Source organism: Zobellia alginiliquefaciens (assembly GCF_029323795.1).
GTDB lineage: Bacteria > Bacteroidota > Bacteroidia > Flavobacteriales > Flavobacteriaceae > Zobellia > Zobellia alginiliquefaciens.
In genome coordinates, this window is sequence record NZ_CP119758.1 from 1890806 (window position 1) to 1917626 (window position 26821).

General features: G+C 36.5%; 24 protein-coding genes. 5 read left to right on the forward strand and 19 right to left on the reverse strand.

Annotated features, from left to right (window positions below; all coding sequences use genetic code 11):
• Nucleotides 1–58: 58 nt before the first annotated feature.
• The 14 genes from P0077_RS08070 to P0077_RS08135 form a co-directional block, all read right to left on the reverse strand.
• Entirely contained in the window at nucleotides 59–403 is a 345-nt protein-coding gene (locus P0077_RS08070) for a hypothetical protein (RefSeq protein WP_276168602.1), read from the reverse strand.
• Between the two features lie 917 nt (nucleotides 404–1320).
• Entirely contained in the window at nucleotides 1321–2565 is a 1245-nt protein-coding gene (locus P0077_RS08075; protein WP_276168603.1) for an O-antigen ligase family protein, read from the reverse strand.
• A gap of 36 nt (nucleotides 2566–2601) precedes the next feature.
• A complete protein-coding gene (locus tag P0077_RS08080) occupies nucleotides 2602–3873 on the reverse strand; it encodes an oligosaccharide flippase family protein (protein ID WP_349293001.1) in 1272 nt (423 codons plus the stop codon).
• A gap of 259 nt (nucleotides 3874–4132) precedes the next feature.
• The gene (locus tag P0077_RS08085; protein ID WP_276168604.1) at nucleotides 4133–5074 is read right to left on the reverse strand and encodes a Gfo/Idh/MocA family protein; all 942 of its coding nucleotides are present in this window, start codon (nucleotides 5072–5074) and stop codon (nucleotides 4133–4135) included.
• Nucleotides 5075–6169 (reverse strand): DegT/DnrJ/EryC1/StrS family aminotransferase, encoded by a 1095-nt coding sequence (locus P0077_RS08090; RefSeq protein ID WP_276168605.1) that lies wholly within the window; start codon nucleotides 6167–6169, stop codon nucleotides 5075–5077.
• A 16-nt stretch (nucleotides 6170–6185) separates the two neighbouring features.
• On the reverse strand, nucleotides 6186–6767 hold the full coding sequence (locus tag P0077_RS08095; protein ID WP_276168606.1) for an acyltransferase: 582 nt from the start codon (nucleotides 6765–6767) through the stop codon (nucleotides 6186–6188).
• An 18-nt stretch (nucleotides 6768–6785) separates the two neighbouring features.
• The gene (rfbD, locus tag P0077_RS08100) at nucleotides 6786–7562 is read right to left on the reverse strand and encodes a dTDP-4-dehydrorhamnose reductase (protein WP_276168607.1); all 777 of its coding nucleotides are present in this window, start codon (nucleotides 7560–7562) and stop codon (nucleotides 6786–6788) included.
• Nucleotides 7559–8104: a dTDP-4-dehydrorhamnose 3,5-epimerase gene (gene rfbC / locus P0077_RS08105; RefSeq protein ID WP_276168608.1), complete on the reverse strand. Its 546-nt coding sequence runs from the start codon at nucleotides 8102–8104 to the stop codon at nucleotides 7559–7561. The genes rfbD and rfbC overlap by 4 nt, the downstream gene beginning before the upstream one ends.
• A gap of 18 nt (nucleotides 8105–8122) precedes the next feature.
• The gene (gene rfbA / locus P0077_RS08110) at nucleotides 8123–8977 is read right to left on the reverse strand and encodes a glucose-1-phosphate thymidylyltransferase RfbA (RefSeq protein ID WP_276168609.1); all 855 of its coding nucleotides are present in this window, start codon (nucleotides 8975–8977) and stop codon (nucleotides 8123–8125) included.
• Between the two features lie 3 nt (nucleotides 8978–8980).
• Nucleotides 8981–10003, reverse strand: coding sequence for a dTDP-glucose 4,6-dehydratase (gene rfbB, locus P0077_RS08115; protein ID WP_276168610.1), 1023 nt, complete (start codon nucleotides 10001–10003; stop codon nucleotides 8981–8983).
• Between the two features lie 9 nt (nucleotides 10004–10012).
• On the reverse strand, nucleotides 10013–11017 hold the full coding sequence (locus P0077_RS08120; RefSeq protein ID WP_276168611.1) for a hypothetical protein: 1005 nt from the start codon (nucleotides 11015–11017) through the stop codon (nucleotides 10013–10015).
• A 4-nt stretch (nucleotides 11018–11021) separates the two neighbouring features.
• Nucleotides 11022–12707, reverse strand: a complete 1686-nt coding sequence (locus P0077_RS08125) for a DUF6909 family protein (RefSeq protein ID WP_276168612.1) — start codon at nucleotides 12705–12707, stop codon at nucleotides 11022–11024.
• 147 nt (nucleotides 12708–12854) lie between these two features.
• Nucleotides 12855–14351 (reverse strand): GH3 auxin-responsive promoter family protein, encoded by a 1497-nt coding sequence (locus P0077_RS08130; protein ID WP_276168613.1) that lies wholly within the window; start codon nucleotides 14349–14351, stop codon nucleotides 12855–12857.
• 76 nt (nucleotides 14352–14427) lie between these two features.
• Nucleotides 14428–15294: a M23 family metallopeptidase gene (locus P0077_RS08135; RefSeq protein ID WP_276168614.1), complete on the reverse strand. Its 867-nt coding sequence runs from the start codon at nucleotides 15292–15294 to the stop codon at nucleotides 14428–14430.
• 195 nt (nucleotides 15295–15489) lie between these two features.
• Here P0077_RS08135 and tatA point away from each other — a divergent pair, with 195 nt between their 5' ends.
• The 3 genes from tatA (at nucleotide 15490) to P0077_RS20930 (ending at nucleotide 19154) form a co-directional block, all read left to right on the forward strand.
• Complete coding sequence (gene tatA, locus P0077_RS08140) at nucleotides 15490–15672, forward strand: twin-arginine translocase TatA/TatE family subunit (protein WP_276168615.1); 183 nt, start codon at nucleotides 15490–15492, stop codon at nucleotides 15670–15672.
• Nucleotides 15673–16029: 357 nt separating this feature from the next.
• Nucleotides 16030–18630 (forward strand): OmpA family protein, encoded by a 2601-nt coding sequence (locus P0077_RS08145; protein WP_276168616.1) that lies wholly within the window; start codon nucleotides 16030–16032, stop codon nucleotides 18628–18630.
• Nucleotides 18631–18983: 353 nt separating this feature from the next.
• Nucleotides 18984–19154: a DUF6747 family protein gene (locus P0077_RS20930; protein ID WP_349292982.1), complete on the forward strand. Its 171-nt coding sequence runs from the start codon at nucleotides 18984–18986 to the stop codon at nucleotides 19152–19154.
• Between the two features lie 76 nt (nucleotides 19155–19230).
• Here P0077_RS20930 and P0077_RS08150 read toward each other — a convergent pair whose 3' ends face one another.
• The 3 genes from P0077_RS08150 to P0077_RS08160 form a co-directional block, all read right to left on the reverse strand.
• Nucleotides 19231–20226, reverse strand: coding sequence for a DUF4837 family protein (locus P0077_RS08150; RefSeq protein ID WP_276168617.1), 996 nt, complete (start codon nucleotides 20224–20226; stop codon nucleotides 19231–19233).
• Between the two features lie 12 nt (nucleotides 20227–20238).
• Nucleotides 20239–21882, reverse strand: a complete 1644-nt coding sequence (locus tag P0077_RS08155; RefSeq protein WP_276168618.1) for a LysM peptidoglycan-binding domain-containing protein — start codon at nucleotides 21880–21882, stop codon at nucleotides 20239–20241.
• 143 nt (nucleotides 21883–22025) lie between these two features.
• A complete protein-coding gene (locus P0077_RS08160) occupies nucleotides 22026–23219 on the reverse strand; it encodes a phosphoglycerate kinase (RefSeq protein ID WP_276168619.1) in 1194 nt (397 codons plus the stop codon).
• Nucleotides 23220–23360: 141 nt separating this feature from the next.
• Between P0077_RS08160 and holB the strand changes: the two genes are divergently transcribed.
• A complete protein-coding gene (gene holB, locus P0077_RS08165; protein ID WP_276168620.1) occupies nucleotides 23361–24512 on the forward strand; it encodes a DNA polymerase III subunit delta' in 1152 nt (383 codons plus the stop codon).
• 63 nt (nucleotides 24513–24575) lie between these two features.
• Nucleotides 24576–24974 (forward strand): DoxX family protein, encoded by a 399-nt coding sequence (locus P0077_RS08170; protein WP_276168621.1) that lies wholly within the window; start codon nucleotides 24576–24578, stop codon nucleotides 24972–24974.
• Between the two features lie 54 nt (nucleotides 24975–25028).
• Here the strand turns inward: P0077_RS08170 and P0077_RS08175 are convergent, their stop codons facing one another.
• Nucleotides 25029–25535 carry an OmpH/Skp family outer membrane protein gene (locus P0077_RS08175; RefSeq protein WP_276168622.1) on the reverse strand — a complete coding sequence of 169 codons (507 nt, stop codon included), beginning with the start codon at nucleotides 25533–25535 and terminating at the stop codon, nucleotides 25029–25031.
• A 378-nt stretch (nucleotides 25536–25913) separates the two neighbouring features.
• A complete protein-coding gene (locus P0077_RS08180) occupies nucleotides 25914–26744 on the reverse strand; it encodes a class I SAM-dependent methyltransferase (protein WP_276168623.1) in 831 nt (276 codons plus the stop codon).
• Between the last annotated feature and the right edge of the window lie 77 nt (nucleotides 26745–26821).

A 26821-nucleotide genomic window follows, 5' to 3' on the forward strand; every position in this document is an offset into this window, starting at 1 on the left:
TTGTTTAATTTATATCTAAGTATCAAATAACACCTACTCCTTAAAAAGTCCAAAAAGTTTAATGTAATTTGGCACTTTTACTTTCGTTAAGAATAAATATTGAAATTATAAGTAGAGCTAACCCGCCATGAGTTAGCATAACAGTCGGTGTAGAGGAACTAATGAAAGAGAAAATAATCAGTAAATAAAGACCAAAATATTTTGCAGGTATCCGTAAACTGTTCAATACCATAAAATAAAAAGAAACAATAAAACAATTTATAAGTACTCCCCAAGTACCCCAGTTCATAAATCCATCGGAAATCAAACCATTATTTGCATCCATATTTGGACTATTAAAATATGCTTCACCAATGAGATGTGCATGGGTAACGTCATACCGGTAATCAATAAAAGTTTTCAATACCGAATTTGACCAATAAAGGTGATTTTCGTCAAAAAAATCAAGATAACAAATATCTAGGAGGGTGGGAATAAAATGAACCCTTCGAAAAGAATAAATCCACAACAGGTCAAACCCTATAGCCGCTAAACATATAGAAAAAACAATTAAGATATTAGACCATTTTAGAATTTTAAATATTGCAGAGTAATAGCTTAACCCATAAAACACAAAAACAACAATCAACCCGACATATACCGTTTTGTGAGCCCCAAAAAGATAAAAGAGCAAAAGATAAAGTATAGCAAAGCCCGTCATGATTTTATTTTTAAGTTCTAAGGAGAAAATCAAGAATAAGGGAATTACAATTTTTGTAAACAGCGAATAAGTATAACCAAAATATGGGTTTGAAAGGGCCCCTATTGTTCTTCTTGTTTTGTAAACATCAATCAGCAACAAGTTTTTGAGGTTTAAGTAGGGGCCATATATAGCTAAATAAGGTAGAATTCCAATGCTAATTACTATGAAGAACAGATAGAGGCTCTGCTTCTTGTTCAGCACTGGAAACCCACTAAAATTAATTTTGATTTTCGAAAATACAATGAGCATAAAACTAAATCCTTGATGATAGATCATTAGCTTTACCGGGTACATATTGCCAGATGTAAAAGCAATTAATGAAGGAACGGTCAACAATAAAAAGAATATAGAAATTACGGTAAAAATAAATTTGTTCGTGTCTACCTTAAAAAGAAGGTAGAGATTCAATGCAAAAATACAGGTTGCAAAGAAAACTCGTCCAAGGGATAGTTCAAAAGAGGAACCTTGGTTAAAAGCGATAAGATTCCAATATGGATAAAATTTTACCTTGTAATGGTACAAGCCCATCAACAAGAGAAAGTAAAGAATAAAATAATGATATATTTTAAGTTTTAGTTTCATTTCTTAGCTATCTCACCTCTCGATATTGATAAAATAAAACAGACTAGGAAGGAAAAAAAAGAAACACCCGAAAATCGATTGAACATACTTTCAAAAAAGGTGTTTATTATTACCAGAAGAACTAGTGCCAAAAAGAAGCTTTGATATTCTTTGTTTTTAATGCTCTTTTGAAACAAAAGAGCAAAAATTCCCACAAGTAATAAAAGGCTTAAAATTCCATTTTCAAGCCAGGTTTGTAACCAAAGATTATGTGCATTATAAGTTTCTTTGAGTGGGTGTTGATATTCTTTTTCTTTATATACTCCATTCAATTTTAATTGAGTTTCGCCAGCACCATAACCCAAGATAGGTTTTTCTTTGATGAGAGACCATGCAGCATCCCAAGTTAATATTCGCGTTGTAAAACCATATCTAGCATTTTTATTTATCTTCAATTCACCCGCTGTTACTTTTTTAACTGCTTCTTTCGTCCTCGGGTTCATAAGAACAAATACCGCCATCATTCCAAAAATAACAATAAGACCAATCATTTTTTTTGAAGAACTGATTTTCATTATAGTTAAACGAAAAATAAAAAGCATTCCCAATGCTATAAAACTCGCCTTATTCGAAATTAAAAAGATAAACAAAGTAAAAATTAGAAGTATACACCTTCTTGATTTTTCACTAAACAATTTTGGATAAAAAAGTAGTATTGCTATGCCTGAACAGAGATATAAAGCATAATAAACTGTTTGGTGAAAAATAGAAAAATAATTTCCGAAAAAATAATTTCCTCCGTACAATATGGCTTCAATAAAACCTTTTCCTCCTAAAACATTTGCCCTAAAGTAAAGCGAACCCTCCTGAATCTCAATTGACCGATAACATGAAAATATAAAACAAAGTAAACCCGCACCCAATAGTCCAAAGATAAAAACCTTCAGCATATTCATTCGTTGAGGAGCTGTATAACTATGTAAAAAAAATAGTAGAGGAAAAATCAAGAAAGAGAGCTTTGTCTCCAGGAAACCAAAGTAAGGTGTCTCTGCAGTAAAACATCCTATAAAGTATAGTAGGTAGAAAATGGGTAAGACTGCCCAACACCAATTCTTATGTGTATCAGATTTTTTAAAGCTAAATATTGATAGTATGGCCCATGCAATTAATACAAGAGTGGCTAGTTTCTGGTGAAAGGGAATAAGAAAAGCATATAATAATGCTCCATAATAATACCCCTCATTTTTTATTTTTTCTAACACGTATTGAGTTGTTCAAAAATTGTGCACAAAAGCATTTTACAATTTTACAAATTTAGCAATGGTACGATGTTGCCACCAAAAGTAAATACCATATAATATTATTTCATTAATTACATAAACAACTAGAAGCGAAGTTACCTCTAATTTTGCGATGTATACACCATATAACAATGTTGCAAAGGTGGTTATAAAATATAAAACCTGCCATTGTGAAGCAGTACGTAGGGTATTGGTAGCATTAAATATAGAAGACAATGGACTGACCACTAGCTTAACTAAAAAACTAAAAGCCAAAATAGAAGCGAACTCTCCTGATCTAATCCATCTTTCACCAAACACAAAGGCGAAAATAGGTTCTCCAAGAAAATACAAGATACCACATATAGGTAACGCCATGATAAATAATGCTAACGCAGATTTTTTAAAAAAAACCAAACCTTGGATATACTTTTTTTCGTTCATCAAAGCTGTTATCTTTTGATAGAAAACATCTTTATAGGAAGTACCTATTAAGCCCAAAGGAGCGCTTAGAACCATGAACGTTAATCCGAAATAACCTAAGTCATCTGTAGAATAAAACTTCGTAAGAACCAAAACAAGGGCTTGTAAAGAAATGGTATTCAAAAAAGATGGCCAAATACCAAATTTAGGATAGTCAATATATTCTTTTGCAACAGGTACTAAACTTCTAAATGAAAATAATTTAAAACGTATTGATGACTTTTTTGATAAAAATAGCCAAGAGACTACGGTACCCAATATTTTAGCAATTACCAAGCCATAGACTAGAATTTGAGAAAAACCAATTGCTACTGCACTTAGAATATAACCAATTGCTTGTAAAACTTTGGCGTAGGCATTAGATGTAAATGTTTTATGCCGAATGGACACATTGATATAAGAACTCCATAAACCAAAAAACAGAACATAAAGCGGAACATAATATAGCACGACAGTAAGGTTGTCCGGGAAAAAACTATGAAACAAAGGAAGTAATACGGCCAGGAGAACTGAATATGAAATAGTAATGTATACGCTTAGAATAAATACCTTTTTCGCTTTTACTTCTTCTTTTGGAAGAACAATAGCTAGGTGATACTTGCCTCCTACTCCTACAGCAAAAATACTGGCTGTAGCAAAAAAAGAGGTATACAGCGCAAAATCTTCTTCCGAAAACAAACGTGTCAAAAGTGGCGTCGCTAAAAATGGCAAAGCCTGTGCTAAACCTGTACCCAATATTTGGGAAGATACGTTTCTCGAAAATTCAGATTTCGAGAATTTTGACCAGATGTTATAAAATAAACTGATATGCGATTATTTAATATTCCTTTAAAATTACGGCCAATAATTCGTGAAATAAAATTAGCGTTAATCCGAGTATTAAGGTTTGTTTTTATATTGTAAAATATAACCTTCTGGATAAGTTTCAACAAGCTAAACTCTACAAATTTTTCTAAAAAATGTACACAATTTAAAGGCCTATTATTCTTCTAGTGGTATTTAATACAACTAGAAGAACTGAGGATATAAATATTCCATTTGATTTGTTATCAAAAAAATCTAAAAATCAAGACTTTAAAAAGCTATGATACTCTCCCTTTAATCCAACCGGCTTTGAGTTTCGAATATCATGGACGATTTGAATCGCTGTTCTTGCCGCATCAACTCCATAACCTTTACCGTCCAGAATATCTTTATAAACCATCGTATGCAAATCTTTAAAACCTCCACTAAATTCCAACTCTTCACCGTCAATTGTTATAGACCTAAAGGTGGTCTGTCCTTTATCTCTAATATTTTGTGGCAAATATTGCGAACTTATTGAAAGAAACCATCTAACTCTTGCATTCTCGAACTCTAAGTAGCCCGCTGCACGATCGTCTTCGTGGACGTGAACTATATTTTCTTGTACATCACCAAAAATCCAAGACAACATATCGTAGAAATGCACACCAATATTAGTAGCAATTCCTCCAGACTTTGTTTTATCTCCTTTCCATGAAGTATGGTACCAATGCCCCCTAGAGGTGAGATAAGTAAGGTCTACTTCAAATTTTGTGTCCTTCTTAGCATTTTTCACTTTCTCTCTCAGGGCAATAATACTTGGGTGTACCCTTAACTGCAAAATATTATAAATCTTTTTGCCCGTTTTTTCCTCAACATGCTGCAGCTTATCTACGTTCCAAGGGTTAAGTACCAATGGTTTTTCGCAAATGGCATCCGCACCACTGCGCAACGCAAATCTAATATGGGCATCATGCAAATAATTTGGAGAACAGATACTTACAAAATCCAAATAGGTATTTTTCTCGTATTTGAGTTTTTCTATGTGACGATCAAAACGTTCAAACTCGACGAAAAAATCCGCATCTGGAAAATAAGAATCAATCACACCCACACTATCGCCTTTATCAAAAGCGGTTAGTAAGTTGTTTCCCGTATCCTTAATGGCCTTCATATGCCGGGGTGCTATATAGCCTGCTGCGCCAATTAATGCAAAGTTTTTCATCTATAAATTTTTTATCAAATTTGAAGTTATATATTCTATTTCGTCGTTGCTCAAATATGGGTTCATAGGAAGGCTCATTACCTCTGCCGAACAAGCTTCACTAATGGGGAAATCTCCTTTCTTGTGTCCTAAATAGCTAAAACACTCCTGTAGGTGCATAGGTATAGGATAATGAACTGCCGTAGGAATACCTGCTTCTTTTAAACGTGCTTGAAGCTGTTCCCTATTTTTAATTCTAATTGTATATTGTGCCCAAACCGAAGTTCTGTCTTCTTTTATGTTAGGAGTGGATACATGGGAACTTAATTGTTCTGTATATTTTTCAGCCACATTTTGTCTTCGCTCAATATCCTTTTCGTAGTGCCTTAGTTTTATATTAAGAATAGCTGCTTGAAGATTATCTAATCGGCCACCCATACCAATGTACTTGTGTGTATAACGTTTTACCTGGCCATGAACGCGCATTGCTTTCATCTTGTCATAAAGCTCCTGGTCTTTTGTAAATACCGCTCCTCCATCTCCAAAACACCCCAATGGTTTAGCGGGAAAAAAACTGGTACAACCAATAGTTGTGGCAGAACAGCTTCGCTTTCCTTTATATAGAGCTCCAAAACTCTGCGCAGCATCTTCTATTACAGCTAAATTATGTTTAGAAGCAATCTTATTGATTTCATCCAAATTAGCCATTTGCCCATATAGCGAAACGGGCATAATAGCCTTTGTCTTCTCAGTTATTGCATTTTCAATAAGGGATGCATCTATATTGAACGTTTCTTCGTCAATGTCTACAAAAACCGGTTTTGCACCCAAGCAAGCAATTGTTTCTGCAGTAGCAATAAACGTGAAAGGGGTAGTAATTATCTCATCGCCACCGCGAATACCTAAAGCCATCATTGCCAGCAATAAAGCATCCGTTCCCGATGATACCCCTAAAGCATAATCCGTTTGTACATAACCCTGTAAAGATGCCTCAAGCTCATCCGTTTCTTTTCCCAAAATGTAACGGGCAGAGGACATCACATCCAAAACGGCTTTTTCAAATTCAGAACTATGCTCTTGATACGCCTGAGTAAGGTTGGCAAAATCAATCTTCATAAATAGTAAATGGTTTTTATTTCATGCGGACAACCTTTTGGTCCTCCAATTTATATACTTGATTACTTTCTGGGCAAGTAGCACTATTTCCATCGTTAAACTCCAAACGATGTCCGTATTCGCTAACCCATCCTATTTGTTTACCAGGATTGCCAACAATTAGTGCGTAATCCGGCACTTCTTTGGTCACCACAGCTCCTGCGCCGATCAAGCAATATTTTCCTAGTGGATTACCACAAACTATAGTAGCATTTGCACCAATTGATGCCCCTTGCTTAACAAGTGTCTTTTGATAATTATCGCGACGAACAATGGCACTTCTAGGGTTTATAATATTGGTAAATACCATGGAAGGACCAAGAAAAACATCATCTTCGCAAATAACGCCAGTGTATATAGAAACGTTATTCTGAACCTTTACGTTATTGCCCAAAACTACTCCTGGTGAGACTACTACATTTTGACCAATATTGCATTTTTCTCCAATTTTACAATCGGACATAATATGTGAAAAATGCCATATTTTAGTACCTAGGCCTATGTTGCAGCCTTCATCAACAACGGCTGTTTCATGGGCAAAAAACGTATCGGTAGACATATTGGAAAGTTAATTCGGTTATTTTTTTAGGACACTATATTTTGGCCTTCTAGCAAAAGTACGATAATTCTTCGTTTTCTCTAATTGTACCTTTCCGAACAGATTGTTTTCACGTAATATTTCCTCTGCAAAACCGTACCAACTTAGACTTTTCTCATCGGTAAAGTGGTGGATTCCATAGTGCATACTTTCACCCGCAATTAAATCCAACACATATTTAGCCAAATTTCCAGCGTGTGTTGGACAACCAATCTGATTATCTGTTACACTAAGATCTGCACCTTCCCTTGCCTTTTGTAAAATGGTTTTATAAAAATTTTTTCCATATTCCGAATAAAGCCAAGAAGTTCTTATAATGAAATAAGCGCTCATTAGATTTTGAACATGTTGTTCTCCTTCTAGTTTAGATGCTCCATACACATTTATCGGATTAGTTGCATCGGTAACTAAGTAAGGAGCCCCCTTCTCTCCATCAAAAACATAGTCTGTTGAAATATGTATCAAGACCGTCCGCTGTTCTTTACAAACTGTCGCTAAATTCTTAACACCTTCAGAATTGACTTTGAATGCCCTCTCAGGCTCTTTTTCCGAGTTTTCTACATTAGTATAGGCAGCACAATTAATACAGTAATCAAACGCTCTATTTGAAAACTTTTCTTCTACAGCTTTTGTATTTGTAATATCTAAATCCGTCGAATTAAAGAATGTAAAATCTAGTTGGGGATAGCCAGAAGCTATCTTTTTGATGCTCTGCCCCAACTGCCCACTGGCTCCGGTAACGAGTACGGATTTCATTTAAAAAATTCTTTAAAAGTGGGAAGTAGTTTATCTTTTTCGGAAATGATGGGCACATCCACCGGACATTGCCAATCAATCTCTAAATCTGCATCATTATAGATTATACCACGTTCGGATGCTGAATTATAAAACGCATCGCACTTATACATAAATGTAGCTTCTTCACTCAAGGTTATAAAACCATGCGCCATACCTTTTGGTACAAAAATTGAAGTTCTATTTTTACTTGATAATTTAAGCTTGAAATGTTTCCCGAAAGTTAGGCTATCTTTCCTCAAATCTACCACTACATCCAAAACCTCTCCATGAACTACCTGCACCAACTTGGCTTGCGCATGAACTCCTGTCTGAAGGTGAAGCCCCCTAATCACTCCCTTTTTGGACACCGAAATATTATCCTGAACAAAATGGATTGGCTCATCCAAGACTTCTTCAAATTTTTCCTGCTGATAGGATTCAAAGAATATTCCTCTTTCGTCTTCAAACAGTCTCGGTTGTATTACAAAACAGCCTTTTAAGCTAGTTTCCGTTATTTTCATATTGCAGTTTTCCGTCGATTATAATTCTAGCAAATAGCTACCGTAACCACTTTTAACAAGTGGTTTGGCCAATTTATGTAATTGCTCCCGAGAAATATACCTCATGGTATAAGCAACCTCTTCAATAGAACCTACCTTTAGACCTTGACGCTCTTCAATGACCTCAACAAATTGTGATGCTTGCATTAAGGAGCTAAATGTACCGGTATCCAACCACGCAGTACCGCGGTCTAGAATACTTACAGTTAATTTTTTATTTTCTAGATATACTTTATTGATATCTGTTATTTCCAGTTCTCCTCTTGGACTAGGCTTAATACCTTTGGCAATTTCCACAACTTGGTTATCATAAAAATATATACCCGGAACCGCATAATTAGACTTTGGATTCTCTGGTTTTTCTTCGATAGAAATTGCTTTTCCATTCTCATCAAACTCCACCACTCCATAGCGCTTTGGATCCTGAACATGATAGCCATAAATGATTCCTCCATCAGGGTCGTTGTTCGCTTGAAGCAATTTCGCAAGTCCGGAACCATAAAAAATATTATCTCCAAGAATAAGGGCAACCTTTTCCTTTCCTATAAAATCTTCCCCAATAATAAAGGCCTCTGCCAATCCATTCGGGTTCTCCTGTATGGCATATTGGAAGTTACAGCCCAATTGACTTCCGTCTCCCAATAATTTTTTAAAAAGAGTAATATCCTGAGGCGTAGTAATAATCAATATTTCCTGAATACCTGCTGATAAAAGTGTTGCCAGCGGGTAGTATATCATCGGTTTGTCATAAATGGGCATAAGCTGCTTGCTTACGGCCAACGTAAGTGGGTGTAAGCGCGTTCCTGACCCTCCTGCTAAAATGATGCCCTTCATACGTTAATCCTTCTGATATTTGTTTATATACCACAAAACCGTCTTCCTAATTCCAGAATCAAAATCCGATTCTGCTTTCCAACCAAGTTCCGTCTTGATTTTGGTGGCATCTATGGCATACCTGAAGTCATGGCCCAAACGATCTTTTACAAAAGCTATTTGATTTATGAAACTTCCGTTCTTTTTGGGGAGAAGGTCATTTAAAATACCACATATTTTTTGAGCGATGGAAATATTATTATGCTCATTATTACCCCCAATAACATAGGTTTCTCCTGCACGTCCATTAGTAAAAACGTCATTTATTCCTGAACAATGGTCCTGTACATACAGCCAGTCCCTAACATTCTTTCCATCTCCATAAATAGGGATTTCTTCTTCGGCCAATGCCTTTCGAATAATGGTAGGAATCAATTTTTCATCATGTTGCTTAGGCCCGTAATTATTGGAGCAGTTACTCGTTACCACGTTAAGTCCATACGTATGATAATAACTTCTCACCAAAAAATCAGATGAAGCTTTTGAAGCACTGTACGGACTATTGGGTGCGTACGGCGTATTTTCATCAAAAAAACCAGATTCCCCTAAACTACCATATACCTCATCGGTAGAAATATGATGAAAACGAGATGTTTCAAAGCCAGTCTTTGCTCCATTACCCTCATCTAACCAACTTTTACGCGCCGCTTCTAGTAACCTAAAAGTTCCGTTAACATTAGTCTGTATAAATGCTTCCGGGCCCGCTATAGAATTGTCTACGTGAGACTCAGCAGCAAAATGAATAACATCCGTAATTTGGTTTTCACTGAAAATGGCCTCCACCAAATTAGCATCGCAAATATCACCTTTAACAAATTTATACCGTTTGTTGTTTTTAACTTCTTTCAGGTGGGCCAGATTCCCGGCATAGGTAAGCTTGTCCAGATTCACCACGGAAAACCTTGGATGCTCCTCTAGAAAAAATGGAATGAAATTACTTCCTATAAAACCCGCTCCACCTGTAATGAGAATTGTTCTACTGGACATAAAAATTATCTATAATTGTAATTCTTTGGCCTTTCTATTTAAGAACAGAATGAAAGAAATCATAAAAAACAATACTACCAATACGGTAGGAATCAAAAAAAACGTATTATTAAAAAGAGGTTTTTTATATACCTGGGTCTTCCCCATATTAATTACACTCAATATTTCGGTCTGCTCTGTTAGTTCTGATTTCTTTTCTTCAATTTCCTTTAAAAATCGGTTCTTAAGCGAAAGCAAACTAGAAATATTAAGTGCGCTTTCATTTTCCATATAAACGTTACCCTGCGCTTTCTGCGAATCGTCGCGCAACAGTGTTCTTGTGTAATTATCTATAAGATTATCGATTTGAGCAATAAGTGCGGTATTCTTATTTATTCTTAGCTGAGCGTTTTCTCTAGAAGTACTCTTTACTTTATCGTAATAAGAATTATCGTTAATATAATCCAATAATTTTTCAGCTATTTGATTCCCTTTGTCTGCATCAATGTATGTAAACGTAATACGATGCGCAATGATACTTTTCTTGGTTAGTTCAGACCGTACAATATCAACCACAAAGCTCTCTTCTTTGAAATCTTGAAGTAGCTCTAAATATCGCAGTTCCTGCTCTGCCTCCTCTTTGGTTTCTTCGGGATCTTCAATGGGTTCAATCTCAATTCTAAAACCTTTTAAATCTTCGACTGACAGATCTATCTTTTGAAAGAAGGCGGTGTCCTGACTAGATATGTTGGATTGGATTTCATCAATAACATCATACACATAATCCGTGCTATCAAAATTAGGTCTTACAATAGCCTCTGTCTTCAACTTTTTATTAATAAAAGAACTTAGAATAAAACTAATGATTATACCTAACGCAATGAGCCCAATTAATAGGAGTGCATTTTTTTTGAGATACAAAAATACACGCAAAAAAGCGATGCCTACTCGGTTAAAACCATTGGCAATCATCTTAAACAACTGCCCCAAGTCAATCTCATCTGAGGTAGAAGCGCTATTTGGTTTGTCTGACATTAATCTATGAATTAAAAATTTGTTCCAATATTTTTTCCGTAATTAGGTAAGTAGGCTTGACACCTGTAGTACCCAAACCTCCTGAAGCTAAAGTGCTTCCGGTTTCTAACGGGTTATCCGATGCATAATATGCATAACGTACTTTTATATCCTCTCGCACGCTCTTTCGTATTTTAGAAGCGGACTGTACCGCTTTTTGATAGTGAACACCTTCCATTTCCAGACCAACAACATTCCAAGTAGATTGGTGAAAGAATTTCAAGACATCCTTATTTTGTAACGAGGTTCCTAGAACAGTTATCATTGTTCCCTCAAACACTTTTAGCCCATGCCCTCTAAAATCTTCCGCACATAACTCATTCTTAAAAGGGTAGTTATCTGCCGTACCTTCAAAAATATGTGCGGACGGAATCATTAAATCACCTTTTCCTCCTTCCAAAATACCTGCTTTACCCATAATGGAAATAGACGCGACATCCAAAAACACGGATTTGTCTCCCTTTGTTTTATAAGGTTTTAAAAACTCATCTATCGTTTCATAAGCTTGCTCACCAAATGCATAGTCCATAACGAATAGTACCGGCTTTTCTTCATCTGAAATATTCTCCGATAATTTATAGCAACAAGCGTCTGAACTCATTTTAGCAGTATCGAACAACTGTACGTCTATATTCGTTCCCGAAAAATCATCTATTGCGATCATTCCATTCTCGGTTGCAATTTTAGCGACTTTAGAGCGTAATTTTCCGTTTAATGGAGAGCTTAGCGCTTCGTAGATTTCGAGTGATTCTTTTCCTTTAAACTCTTTTTTAAGCGAGTTCTTTGCGAACAAGGAATTCATAACACTGTGCATATTAGCACTTATAATATGGATAGGCCGCTCCAAAAGACCGTTTTTCTTCAAGACCTCCTTTATGGTATCTGCCCAACGTTCTCCGTGAATATGGTGCCCCAAACGCTCCCGAAGCAAAGCGCTAAAAGTTATAGCTCGCTTTTCGCCTGTTATTTCCTCCTCAATTGCCAATTTGCCTAACCAATAAACGATTTCCAGAAAGCGATCAGGCTGTTCTTCGGTAGCAAACTGTTCATGAACCGCCATAATCTCTATGAAGGAACGCCCTAGGATATTAGCAGTATGTATAACGGCAACTTCTCTTTCGGCTAATGTCAATTCTTCTTTTGTGACTGCCTCTTCCAGCTTTTTCCAATCCCGAATAGTTTTATCCGTATCTTCAATTAAAACCCTTTTACAGATTTTTTCAGATTCGATAAAAAGAAAAGTTAAATGGGTAAGAATATCATAAATGTCAGAACGACCTCGAGTAATCTCAATATTCATTTGCTCATCGTCAATACGGTAACAATTTCGTCGCCGCTTTGGTGGTATGATTGGGTCAAAGTGCGATTTCCTATAACCTTCATCCGAAGTCAAATTGATAAAACGGCATTGTTCGATGCCCTTTGGCAAACGTTCTAAAACATATATTAGTCCGCTTAATTCCGCTTTTTCCTCTGCAATAGAACCGTAAATTTCCGGTCGTAATTGTAGCAACGCGTTTTTTAGCGACTCACCCGAAACACCGGTGGGTTTATAGAAACCACGGTTAAACAGGTGGCGCATAGTTATGTACAAACGCTCGATCGCATTAGTCGATTCTTGAGCACGCGTAGTGGTTATATTATTTCCCATAAAAATATTTCAATCAAAATTACGATATTTTTTTTGGTGTCGTTACGATTTGACCGTTGTTGTTTTATACTGTCCACTCCATATCCAATCCCATAACTTTTCTAGAAATCCAATCTCATCCAAGTCAACAAAATCAATCAGTATAAATCATTTTTTAAATGAAGATAACCCATCTGCCACCTTACGGTCATTGGACAGTCGTTGCACTTTGTTCTGACCACCCAACTTTCCTATAGATTTCATGTATGCATTGAAACCACCTTCTGAAATACGGGTAACTTTTAAGGTTTGGAGAACTTTACCTATAATTAAATCATAATAATAGCTATTCTGCTTTTGTAAAGAATTATCCAAAATCTCTATAAACCGCTCCATATCCATTGGTTCATTTTCAAATTCTATGAACCACTCATGATAGGGCAATTGATTACCTGCTGGAGTAATCTGTGGAGCAACGGTAAATTCATTAATACTTGCACCCGTTTCTTTAACGGCCAATTGCATAGCCTCTTCCACCTCTTTAGCAATTACATGTTCTCCAAAAGCGGAAATGAAATGCTTAATACGTCCCGAAACCACTACTTTGTATGGCTTTAAAGAAATAAACTGAACGGTATCTCCCAGATTATAGGCCCATAAGCCTGCATCCGTAGAAATTATCATTACATAATTAACCCCTAGCTCAACATCTTTTATAGTGATGCGTTTTGCGTTCTCTTCAAAAAACTCGTCAGCTTTTACAAACTCGTAAAATATACCAGAATCTAAGAGCAAAAGCATCCCTTTATCTTTCTGGGAATCTTGATAGGCGAAGAATCCTTCACTAGCAGGGAAGAGCTCTATACTATCAACTTTACGCCCTATTAATCCCTCAAATTTTGCTCGATACGGTTCATAATTGACCCCTCCATATATGAAAAGGTTAAAGTTCTTGAACAAGTCTCCCACCTTTTTACCCGACTTCTCTTCCAATTTTTCAAAATACATCTGTACCCATGAAGGTATACCCGCAATAACGGTCATATCCTCATTTATAGTCTCATCAACTATAGTATTGACCTTGGTTTCCCAGTCTTCAATGCAGTTGGTTTCCCAACTAGGTAGACGGTTTTTTTGTAAATAATTAGGAACGTAATGGGCTGATATTCCTGAAAGCCGACCCAATTTAACTCCATTCTTTTCTGTTAATTCCGGGCTTCCCTGAAGAAAAATCATTCTTCCGGTTACAAAATCGGCATTCCCTGTTTCATCAATATAATTTAGAATGGCATTTCTGGAAGCATTGACCTGATGTTTAATAGAAGTTTCCGTAATAGGAATATATTTTGCACCGGATGTCGTTCCGGAAGTTTTTGCAAAATACACCGGTTTACCGGGCCAAAGAATATCTTCTTTTCCTGCCACAACCTCTTCCATGTAAGGCTTTAAAGCTTCATAGTCTCGTATGGGCACTTTTTTAATAAAATCATCATGAGATTTTATATTTCCAAAACCATGGTCTACACCAAATTTTGTTAGACTTGCTTTTTGAATTAATTGACGAAAAACCTTGTCCTGTGTTACAACAGGATTATCGCGCCACTTTGCCGTCTGTTTGGCAATGCGTTTTGCAAATATTTTAGCTCCAAGTGATTTTATTGACATAGAGAAAATCAGATATCAGTTCAAACGGCAAGTGTGAGGTTTCCTTCTTTAAAAATTATTTGCTCAAAAATGCACATTAAAAGTCTATATAATCTAATGGGTTAACAGCGTTACCATTACTCCAAAGCTCAAAGTGGAGGTGAGGTCCTGTAGTAAATTCCCCTGTATTACCAACAGAGGCAATTACTTCGCCAGCCCTTACCACATCACCTTGTGCCTTATTTAAAGATCCATTGTGTTTATACACACTCAAAAGTCCGTCTTTGTGTTCAAGTATAATAACATAACCTGTATCCGCCGTCCATTCAGAAAATATCACGGTGCCATTAGCAACGGCCTTAATAGGCGTATCTTTTGGTGCTGTCACGTCTACGGCATAATGACGTTTATCCGCATCATAACTATTGGATATTTCTCCGCTTAAAGGAGGGAACAATTCAATTTCTGCTGCTGTTGCACTACGTTCAAAAAGATTGTATTTATCCTCTAGAGCTACTTCCGCCCTTAAAAGTGAATCTTCCTTTATAGGAGTAAGATCTACGCTAGATGGGTCTATTTTAAACTGTTCTCGCAGGGAATCTAAATTAACTTCTTGAGAAGCTACATCTCCCCTCAAAACCATACGGATACTTTCCAAATACTTATTGGTATTATTTAATGTTGCCACTAAAGAATCCGTTTTGTAAGTAAGGTCCGTAGCCTGCTTTTTAAGTTTTGTACTAGAATATCCAGGTATATATTCTCGTAATGGCGTAAAAGCAATTAATAGAGTTGTAAGCCCAATTAAACCAATAATACAGAGTGAGCCGGTAACAAACACGTTAAGCCGACTCAACTTAAAAGAAATTTTCTCTTCAAAAGTAGATTCGTTCAGAATAACCAAACGATACTTATGAAGCAGTTTGCGTTTTATTTCTTTTCTCTTTTTGACTTTTTTGGCCATGGAGCAAATATAAAGGATGGAATCGGATTCTTATACGGTTGTTCTAAATTAATGATTCTTGTAAATACCATAGTCATGCTACCTAAACATTTAAGAAAACGAGCACAAATCTGTTAAAATAATCTGCTTGCAGATATATTTAGGGTTAATCAAGTAACTTTTTTAGTATCTTTGAATCTGTTTAAAAATGAGAATATGACAAGTTTACAGATATTTTTAGCGATAGGGCCATGGCAAATAGGAATCGTAGTTTTAGTGGTTCTTTTATTGTTCGGAGGAAAAAAGATTCCAGAATTGATGCGCGGACTTGGTAGTGGCATTAAAGAATTTAAAGATGCCTCTAAAGAAGACGATACTTTAGAAGAGAAAAAAGAATAGGAAACACCTAATTCTTAACGATTTATAAACCTTTGATAGTAATCAGAGGTTTTTTTATACCCTAAATTAATACCAAAAGGTATATTATATTGTCGTAGATAACTCATCTCATTTTTTACGAAATTTAAAAATTCTGCTTGTCCATAGGGCTCACATCATTTTAAAGGGCATTCACTTCTCTAAACAAGGCTTTCACAACAAAGATCAATAGATACGTAACCTTCACCCGAAATTTACGTTATCAAAAGATAGTATTAAGGTAAGGCACAGCGCTATTTTACCATGCTCTAAGTAGATTCCCATAAAAAACACCAGCCAATTTTCAAAAATCTTTTGATTTTTTAAACACCCAAAATCATGAAAAAATTAATAACCGCTTTTATTTTTCTCCTGTCTTTTAGCAGTTTTGCCCAAGACTTTGAAAATCTTGATTCAGAAGAACTAGTAATATCGACCCAGCCAGAAACGGAAACGGTCAACTTTACACCAGTTGATTCTGATACGTTCTCTATCACGGAAACTTTTGAAGAGGCTGCTGATAGATATGAAATTCCCCACAGAACATTTAGTGGCCTTTCGGGTATTGAAAACGGATATTACATCATATCGGGTGTTTTTAGCAGTCAAAAAACGCTAAACAAAACCCTTAAGAAACTACATAAAAAAGGTTTTGAGTCTGCAGGATATATTCTTAATCCAGAAAATGATCTTAACTATGTATATTTAACATACTACCCATTTGGTCTTGAAGCGGTAGATGCATGCGCTTCTGATTTAGATGGCAGTTATACAAATGATAAGTGGATTCTTGAAATAGAAAATAGTGTTGCAATAGGGGGTGATGGTGTTGATTTTAATGATGAGGCCGAGTCTATCGAAAATGGTATTGTAGCCCCGGAAACCGGCGCCGAGTCTTCTGACTTTTCAGAATTGGAAAAAATTAAAGACACTCAAGTATTTAACCAAAAGGAAACAAATATAGTTCCTCTCGCTTATGTTGATGATGAACTTATTGAAATAGAAACACCAAAAACTACAATTTCCGAAACAACAAATAAAACCAAGCTTTTACAACGTGCAGATCACTATTTTGATAAAATGTGGTATACCGAGGCTGCCGAATTATATGAGCAAGCCCTAGAGAAAGGTGAAAAGTACCGCTCTAAAGAAGTTATCCAAAAAACTGCCGATGCATATTATTTTAATACCAATATGGAGAAAGCATACGAGTGGTACAACGTACTTTATGAAAACTACGGTAAGGAAATGTCTTCTGAAAATATATTTAAATATGCACACTCCTTAAAAGGTACTGGTAAATATGCAAGATCAAAACGTCTTATGCGTCTTTATAACAAGAAGATGAAAGACGCACCTGCGAATGCGGTGTCCAACGCCCGCAAAGCAAACGAAAGTGTCTTAGATAATATATTGAATTCAAAAGCCGATTTTGAGCTTAAGAATTTAGCTGTGAACACGGAATATTCAGACTTTTCACCAATGTTCCTAGACAGTAATCAAGTGGTGTTTTCATCTGCTAAAGATTCATCATTTTTTAGTACCAGACGGTATAAATGGAACGACCAACCTTACCTAGATTTATATGTTGCTAAAATTAATGAAGAGTCTAATGACCTAAAAGATGCTTTAAAATTCTCCAAAAAGATAAACACAAAATATCATGAAGCTTCGGTAACTTTTACACCTGATAATAGCACAATGTACTTTACCCGTAATAATTATGGTAAAAAATTGAAAAGAGATAGTAATGGAGTGAATCATTTAAAAATATATAAATCTACCAAAGTAGACACAGAATGGACGGAAGCAGTAGAAGTATCTTTCAACAGCGATAACTATTCTACGGGTCACCCCGCACTTAGCCCTGATGGGAAACAGCTTTATTTTGTTTCGGATATGCCCGGTAGCTTAGGTAAGACCGATATTTTTGTTGTAGATGTTCTTGAAGACGGAAGCTTCTCCGAACCTAGAAACTTAGGTCCTACAATTAACACGGAACAACGTGAAATGTTCCCTTTCTTTAACGGAACCAAACTTTATTTCTCCTCTGACGGATTTACAGGTCTAGGTGGTCTAGACGTGTACGAAAGTGCATATGACCAAGAGGAAGGGTTTGCAGAAGTTAAGAATTTAGGTCAACCTGTAAATAGTAATAAGGATGATTTCTCATATATCGTGAACGAAGAAAATCAACAAGGTTATTTTGCATCCAATAGAGAAGGGGGTAAGGGAGATGATGACATCTATTCTTTTAAGCGATTAATTTTAGAAGAGGTGCCTGTAAACAAAAATGCCATTGCCGGCTTTGTGACCGAGATGGTAACAGGAGATGTAATGCCGCAAGCATTAATACAGCTTTTGGATGAAAATGGTATCAAGCTTAAAGAAATGGTTACCGAAGATGACGGAAGCTTTATTTTTGAAGACCTTGACGATTCAACCAAATACACTTTAAAAACTGTTCAGTCAAAATTTGTAGATAATGAGAGGTTAGTCGAGACTACAGTAAATGATACAACCAATGTAGATATCGCCATGAAACGCCTTGAAGAAATGATCGCTGTTGAAGATGGCATCAAAAAAATCAAGACAGAAATGATTTACTTTAACTTTGATAAATCTCAAATTAGACCAGATGCGGCAAAAGAATTGGACAAGTTGGTTAGCGTAATGAAGGAATACCCAACAATGGTCATTAAAATTGAATCCCATACAGATTCACGTGGTAGCAAAGTTTACAACGAATACCTATCTGATAAAAGAGCTAAATCTACAAGAGATTACATCATATCTATGGGAATCGATGCCAATCGTATAGAAAGTGCCATAGGTTATGGAGAAAACAGACTGCTTAATGATTGTGATGGCTCATCACCTTGTTCGGAAGCAGACCACTTGCTAAACAGAAGATCAGAATTTATAATACTAAATATGTAAAACCGAAACAACTTATTCAAATACCTAAAACCGCTGCCTTTTACGCAGCGGTTTTTTTTGGATATATATTGAATAAAACAATAAACAGCTCAAGGAGATACACAAGCCCATTGTTTACTTATAACATTCTCCTACAAAGAGTATGATATATTGTTATAGGAAAAATCAATAACCGCATGTAACCCAAAAATAAATTTGACAGTAAAAAAGGGTCATATATCCAATAAATTACCCCTTCGTCTATCTTTTGAAATAAATAAAATATGCACCCTATTTTCTTGTCACTTTATCCAATTAATGTGTAGGCCTCGTCAGTACATCGTAGCTTTGCCATGAATCTCAAAATCTATGATATGCGGAAATTATTACTTTTTAAAGAAATTTATGTAGAGGCATTTAGAGACTGGACCTTTAGAATACTCACAAAGTATTTTAAGGTGTACACGTGGTTTTGTTTTGCCTTATTGATGATTGTGATATATGCTTTTATTTATCGGGTCTCTACGGGCTTTGCATTTGCTTAAACTAAAACAGTGTAAATAAAAAAACGCCCATCTGAGAAGATGGGCGTTTTCGTTATAATACATTCCGTACTAGTAACTATTTTGCAGTCTTTCCTAATTGTAATGTCTTTAGTATTGCTTCTAATTCAAAAAGGTCATTTCTCTTTTGAGTAGCGGGAGCAAAAACAAAGCCTTCTAGAACCAATTTTCTATTGTTAGCCTTATCGTTTAGAATATAGGTCAAAAAAGGTCCGGCCATAGGATAATTCTTAATATCCCAAAGTCCTCTTACCTCTACACCTTTTAATCCTGCTATTTCTACAGGGTAGATATAAGGAGCAAATGCCGGTTCCGTACGCATGTGGGTTATTTTTCCTGTAACATCCGGCCCAGGAATGTATTTGGCTCCAACAGAATCGCGCATTGCCACAATATCTTTCACCAAAGTAGAATCATTATCAAAGCTATTGGCAGGCATCTCATACACGATTATATTAGCGGTGCCCTTCTGTATTTCACGGTCAATCCACACAAAATTATCTTCCTGCTTACCCACCTTGTAAATGGATGGTATTTTCAATTGAATACCAAACTTGTCCTGCAACTCGGTTTCTTTATTCAATGAGCGGTCAAAACGTTTTTGTGCAGCTTCAATTTCCATGTTCTTAAAAGAAGTGATAATATCATTGGCTTTAGCATTAATATTTTCAATGACCTCAGTCTTAGTGGTGCCCTTAATTACCCCAACGCGTTGTGGAGAAGCGTACATATCCTTCTTTATGTGAGCCAAGTTTAACGAATCTTCCGCCACATAAAGAATAGAGCGTGTATTCCTTATAGAACCCGTAAAAAACTTAGGAGCGATCTGATCTATAGTAAATAAAGGCTCATCCATAGGCATGCCCACAACAGGAGCAGCAAAATGACTTCTAATACTATCGCCCACACTGCCTTTCCATAGCTCGTTATCAATTACAACGACCATAGAGTTTATTGCTCCAACGGAAGTAGGGAGGTAGTTTTGGTTCTTACTGTCTTTACAGGATAAAAATGCTAAGGAAAAGAGTAAAAATAGTGTTCCAGCTTGTTTCATTTTGGTATAGGTTTACGATGAACATTCGCACAATTTCAATTTTGTGCCCGGTTTTAGATTCTTACCGCTAATACCGTTCCATTGTCGTAAATTTTCAACAGAAATTCCTGGATATTTTTTTGAAATGGTCCAAAGTGAGTCACCACTGCGCACTGTATGGGTCTTTGTGCCGGGTGGAAAACTTTTAGCAGAGCTAGATGTTTTTGTAGAAACCACTGCAGCGCTTGGCATTTTTCTAGGAAAAATAGTTAGTCGTTGTCCTATTCTAAGATTATTACTGCGCAAGCCGTTCCATTGTTTTAATTGACTTACGCCAACCCCGTAACGCTCGGCTATTTTACCCAAAAAATCTCCACTACGAACTTTATAACGAATACGATTATCTTCCGCTTCCTTTGCCATTTGTGCCAACGGGCTTTCTTTGCTTTCCAATTCTTTTTTGATATGGGCATAGATAGCTTCCTCATTATGCACAAAGCTTCCTACTGCATATTTTGGCAAACGCAACGTATGATTCTTCCCTTCTATAAAGGGAATAACGTCTAATTTATAAGAAGGATTTAAAACCTTTAATTCCTCTTTGCTAACTCCGGTCAGTTCAGAAATTTGATCAAAAGTGATGAAACTTTTTACGTGTAGAGTGTCCGTTTCAAAATAGGCCCTTTCTATCTTTTCTCCTCGTAAACCATGCTCATCCGCATATTCAAAAAGGTACATAGTTGCCAAAAATGCAGGAACATAACCGGCTGTTTCCCTAGGTAGGTAACGCCGTAGTTGCCAATAATTCTTTTGGCCACCAGACCTTCTAATAGCCTTGTTTACATTACCGGGTCCAGAATTGTAGGCTGCAAGGGCCAAATCCCAATCCCCATAAATATCATAAAGTTTAGAAAGAAATTGACAGGCTGCCGCAGTAGATTTTATTGGATCACTACGATCATCTACATAACTGGACACATCTAATTTATATTGCTTACCGGTACCGTACATAAACTGCCAAAGACCTGTTGCTCCAACACGTGAACGGGCTCTTGGGTTCAATGCCGATTCTACAATAGAAAGATATTTCATCTCCAAAGGAATATTGTAGTTGTCCAGCTCTTGCTCAAATAGAGGAAAATAAAATTGGCTTACGGTCAACATACGCTCCATTAAATCTCTTTTTCTGAAAAGAAACGATTTAATGACGTTCTCTAAAGAAGGGTTGTAAGCAATATTGAAAGGTGTTTTTTGGTTTAGTCTATCCAAACGAGCCTTCAGCGTATCCGTAGGAAGAGAAGTAGGATAGGTTTTATCATAATCTAACGTTTCCACCTCACGGAACATTTCATCGGAAAGGGATGCATTTGCGTAAAGTTCCTTCATCCAAAGGCTGTCATACTTGGCAGCTTCAGGCAAATCTTGAAGTCTTAGTCTTAATATAAGACTGTCTTTTGATAAGGTTAGTGGGCTATCATTTAAAACCACACTATCCTTAGCCATCTCCTCCATCTGCTCTAGGCCTTTCATATCCATGGCCAGTGTATCCACTACAACCTCTTCCGTTAGCTCGTCAGAAACCACAACCGAATCTTTCTCCTGTTCTTGTGCCACTACGGGCAACGCCAAAATAAGACCTGAAAAAATCGAAAGAAAACGTTTTTTACTTTTTATCATTTAAAGTGCATATATAGCGGTACGTACAGCTATGATTAACATAGGGTTACAGCGAACTGTAACCCTACTAAAATCGTACTTTTTTCCGAAAAAATAAAATTTTTACAAAATTAAGCGTTTCGCCCCGTTTATCGATAACGCCTTTATTGACCGATTATTGCAGCGATACCAGGTAGGGTTTTACCCTCTAGGCTTTCCAACATAGCGCCACCTCCAGTAGAAACATAACTAACCTTATCATCAAAACCGAACTGTTTAACAGCAGCAACGGAATCACCACCTCCTACAAGTGAAAAAGCACCGCCTTGCGTAGCCTCATCAATATAATTACCTAAAGCGATAGTTCCTTTTGCGAAGCTCTCCATTTCAAAAACACCGATAGGACCGTTCCAAAGGATGGTTTTTGACTTTAAGATTACCTCCTTAAAATTCTCCAAAGTTTTTGGACCAGCGTCCAATCCTTGCCATCCGTCAGGTATTTTGGTTACGTCTACAATTTGCGTATTCGCATCGTTTGCAAAATCATCTGCAGCCAATACATCAACAGGAATATGAACTTGTACATTCTTCTCTTTGGCTTGTTTTAAAATATCCATGGCCAAATCCATCTTATCATCTTCACAGATGGAATCACCTACTTGCCCACCCTGTGCTTTTATGAACGTATACGTCATACCACCGCCAACTATCAGGTGGTCTACTTTGTCCAAAATGTTTTCAATAATGGTAATTTTTGAAGAGACTTTTGCTCCTCCTAAAATTGCCAAAACTGGCTTTTCGCCGGTTTGCATTACTTTATCAATTGCTTCAATTTCTTTAGCCAACAAGAATCCAAAACATTTTTTATCCGTAAAGAACTTTGCTACAATAGTGGTTGAGGCATGTGCTCTGTGTGCAGTACCAAAAGCATCATTGATGTATATATCTCCTAATTTAGAAAGTTGCTCAGCAAAACCTTCGTCTCCTTTTTCTTCTTCAGCGTGGAACCTTAAGTTTTCCAATAATAGTATTTCACCTGGTTTAAGTTCAGCAGCCGCTTTCTCCGCAACATCACCCACACAATCCGCAACAAATTTTACCGTAACACCAATAACATCCGAAACTTTATTCGCAATATGCTGTAAAGACAAATCGGCAACTTTTTGTCCCTTTGGTCTTCCCAAGTGGCTCATTAAAATGGCACTACCACCATCTTCCAGTACTTTTATGATTGTTGGCTTCGCCGCTTCTATACGGGTAGCATCGGCAACATTAAATTCCTCATCCAATGGAACGTTGAAATCAACGCGAATGAGAGCCTTCTTATTTTCAAAATTAAAGTCGTTTACAGTTTTCATGTTATTCGGTTTTAGAGAGTCGCAAATGTAATAAAAAGGATGTTAGACTGGTAGTACAAAACCAATAGACTCTAGATATTAACCATATTTAAGAAGTTGGCACAGTTGAATCGTATGTATTAAAAAAGTTATCTTTGGCCCATGTTGTTCAACGAGATTTTAGGACTATCACACATCAAGAACCATTTGGCCACTAGTGCCGATGCAGGTAGAATTCCTCACGCCCAATTATTTGTGGGTCCGGAAGGATCCGGAACCTTGCCCATGGCCATTGCCTATGCGCAATATATTATTTGTGCCAACAGTGGCGGAGAGAACAACGGACACAACCAGAGCTGCAATCTTAAATTTGGTGCACTTTCCCATCCTGATATGCATTTTGCTTTTCCCGTTTCCAATTCGGATAAGGTAAAAAGCCACGCTGTCAGTAACCACTATATGGAAGAATGGCGAAAATTTGTAAAAGAACAACCTTACGGAAATCTTTTTGATTGGTACCGTTTAATAGGAATTGAAAAAAAACAAGGTCAGATCGGGGTTGATGAAGCCCAGGATGTTGTTAAGAAATTAGTCTTAAAATCCTACGAAGGAGGATATAAGGTGATGGTGATTTGGATGGCCGAGAAAATGAATACCGCGGCAGCCAACAAGCTTTTAAAACTAATTGAGGAGCCTCCTAATAAAACCGTCTTTATTCTTATTACCGAAGACGAGGAACAAATTATACAGACCATACGTTCTCGGTGTCAAGTCTTACATTTCCCTCCCCTAGCCGAAGAAGCTATGGCCAATGCCCTAGTTGAAAAAGGAGCGTTAAGAGAAGAAGCCTTGCGCATAGCCCATGAAGCTAACGGAAACTTCAACAAGGCATTAGATTTGATGAATGAAGACTCAGAAGATTTAATCTTTGAAAAATGGTTCGTGCAATGGGTACGGAGCGCTTTTAAAGCCAAAGGAAATAAAAGCGCCATCCAAGATCTTATTATGTGGAGCGAAGAAGTAGCTAAGACCGGTCGTGAAACACAAAAGAAGTTCTTACACTACTGCATAGCGGTAATGAGGCAGGCCATGCTCATTAATTTTAATGCCAAAGATCTCTCTTTTATGCGTATCCATGCAGATGGTTTTAGTTTGGACAAGTTTGCTCCTTTTGTTCATGAAAACAATATTCTAACTATTGTAAAAGAACTTGAAGATGCTATTTACCACGTTGAACGAAATGGGAACTCCAAGATTATTCTTACAGACCTTTCTATAAAGTTAACGCGTCTCTTACATCGAAAAGCAGCATAGGCTGTACTATACTACGGTTTTTTTTTGCTAACTTAATAGCAACCAACCCCAAAACCATAGTCTATGGATTCTTTTCTAAACTCCGCCACCGAAATTTTAATCTTGATTTTTCTAATAATTGTCTTCATTCAAAGTAGTATAGACAAAATTTTTGATTGGAAAGGAAATCTCTCTTGGCTCAAAGAACATTTTACGGGCACCCCGTTAGAAAAGCTTGTCCCTTTTCTCTTGGGCACCCTAGTGTGGATAGAGATGGCTTCGGGTGTTTTATGCGCCGTTGGGCTTTATCAAATTTTAATCATAGGAGAAAGCAGCATTGCGCTTTATGGCAGTATTCTATCATGCGTGTCGTTACTGATGCTTATGTTCGGTCAACGTATGGCCAAGGATTATGAAGGAGCCAAGACCATTGCCGTATATTTCATGCCTGCCATATTTCTGGTCTACATCCTTCAGAGATAAAAAAACGCCCGTAGATAGAATCTACGGGCGTTTCAATAATTTTTTTATGTAGGTTTACTTCTTGTACTTATCGTTCAAAAGTTTTACGATTTCCGAAGTAAGATCATTAGCTTCTGCACCGTACAGCACGCTACCACCATCACCACCTCCAAGAATGTAGCTATAGCCATTTGCTTTTCCGTAAGCCTTCACTTCTTTCTTCACCTTACTGATAATACTATCCATTTCGGTTTGGCCTTCCATTTGAAGTTGTTGATCTTCCTGCTGCAATTGCTGCCCTATCATTTGCCCTCTTTGTTGCATTGCACCATACTCTTCCTGCGCTTTTTGCTGGGATAATTTTTGAGCTTTAGCTTGAAACGCCTGAGCCTCCATTTGAAATGCCTGAGAAATACTATCTCTCTTTTTGGTCAGCGCATCAGCTTTAACTTTGAATGCCGCTTCAACATCAACTTTTTCTTGGTATTCTTCCATCAACTTTACATTGTCTACAAATCCAATTTTTTCTTGTTGACAAGAAACCATTACCAACATCAAAAATACCACTACTACGTTTTTCATAATTCAGTTTATTATTAGTCTACTTTTTACTCTTAACTAATTACTTCTAAAATTAGACTTCATTAAATTCTAAAGAAATTAATTTACAAGTTGCGCAAAAATAGAAAAGCTTTTTTAATTGTTGTCATCTAATTTTTAAATGTCGATGAAGAAGCTCCTATTCATAAAAAATTTAATTCGATATCATTATTAGCTCCTAAAACAGCCCATCAACAGTCTTTATACTTCATTCGATAAAGTATAAGTGAAATTTATCAAAAACAGCACTTTACAAAATCCATAGAGGAATTATATTTTTAAAATCATACAATCACTGGGCAATGGTAGCCAAACAGCCTTAAAACGGCTTAAAATAAGTTTTAACGTAAATAACGAGTATTATTGCTGCTTTTTTAAAACATAGATTATAGAGGAAGGTTGACCCGTGAATATAGCTTTAAGATTAGACCAAAAACCGATTAGAAATGATTTCATTAAATTTTGTTTGCCCGTCTTATATTTCTCCGAAAGTATAGAGACGTAAAAAGCATCAAACCACATTGGTTTGGTTTTCACCAATTCCATTCCGTGTTTTGCAAATATCTTATGTATGGCTTCTTTTGAAAAATGCCAAAGATGTCTGGGCACATCATAAGCTGCCCAAAATTCTTTATAGTGTTGGGCGTCGTAAGATTTAAAATTCGGAACAGCAATAACAAGCGTTCCATCTTTCTCTAAGTTTTTCTTTATTGTTTCTATTTGCGAATCTAAATCTGGAAGATGCTCTAGAACATGCCAAAGTGTAATTACCTGAAATTTGGTATTAGGCAAATCATCTAAACCGGCTAACAATTCCATTCTCTTTTCGCGAGAACGAATCCGAGCATCCTGGTTGGGTTCTACTCCCTTAACGGACCACTTCCATTTTTTTGCTTCCAACAAAAAATCCCCGGTACCTGCACCAATATCCAGGAGCGTTTTATTTTGCTTTGCGTATCGGTTTATCAAAAAGACTTTTTGAGAAAGACTGATTTTTTTGACCGCCTGATACATTTTATCTATAACAGATTTAGACGAATCGGTATGCGAAATATAGACATCACTTTCATAGTATTTTTGAAGATCTTTTGGTTGGGGTTGTGTTACCAACATTTGAAGTTCTTCATCTAAAAGTAATTCAAAGTCTTCGCCGGTAATTGAGAAGTCTTTAGTTTTTAAAAACGGTTTCATTGTAGTTGTGCGTGGTGAGGTATTCTTTTTTGAGAGTTCGAAGATAATTTAAAACTGGCTCTCTAGAAAACGAATTT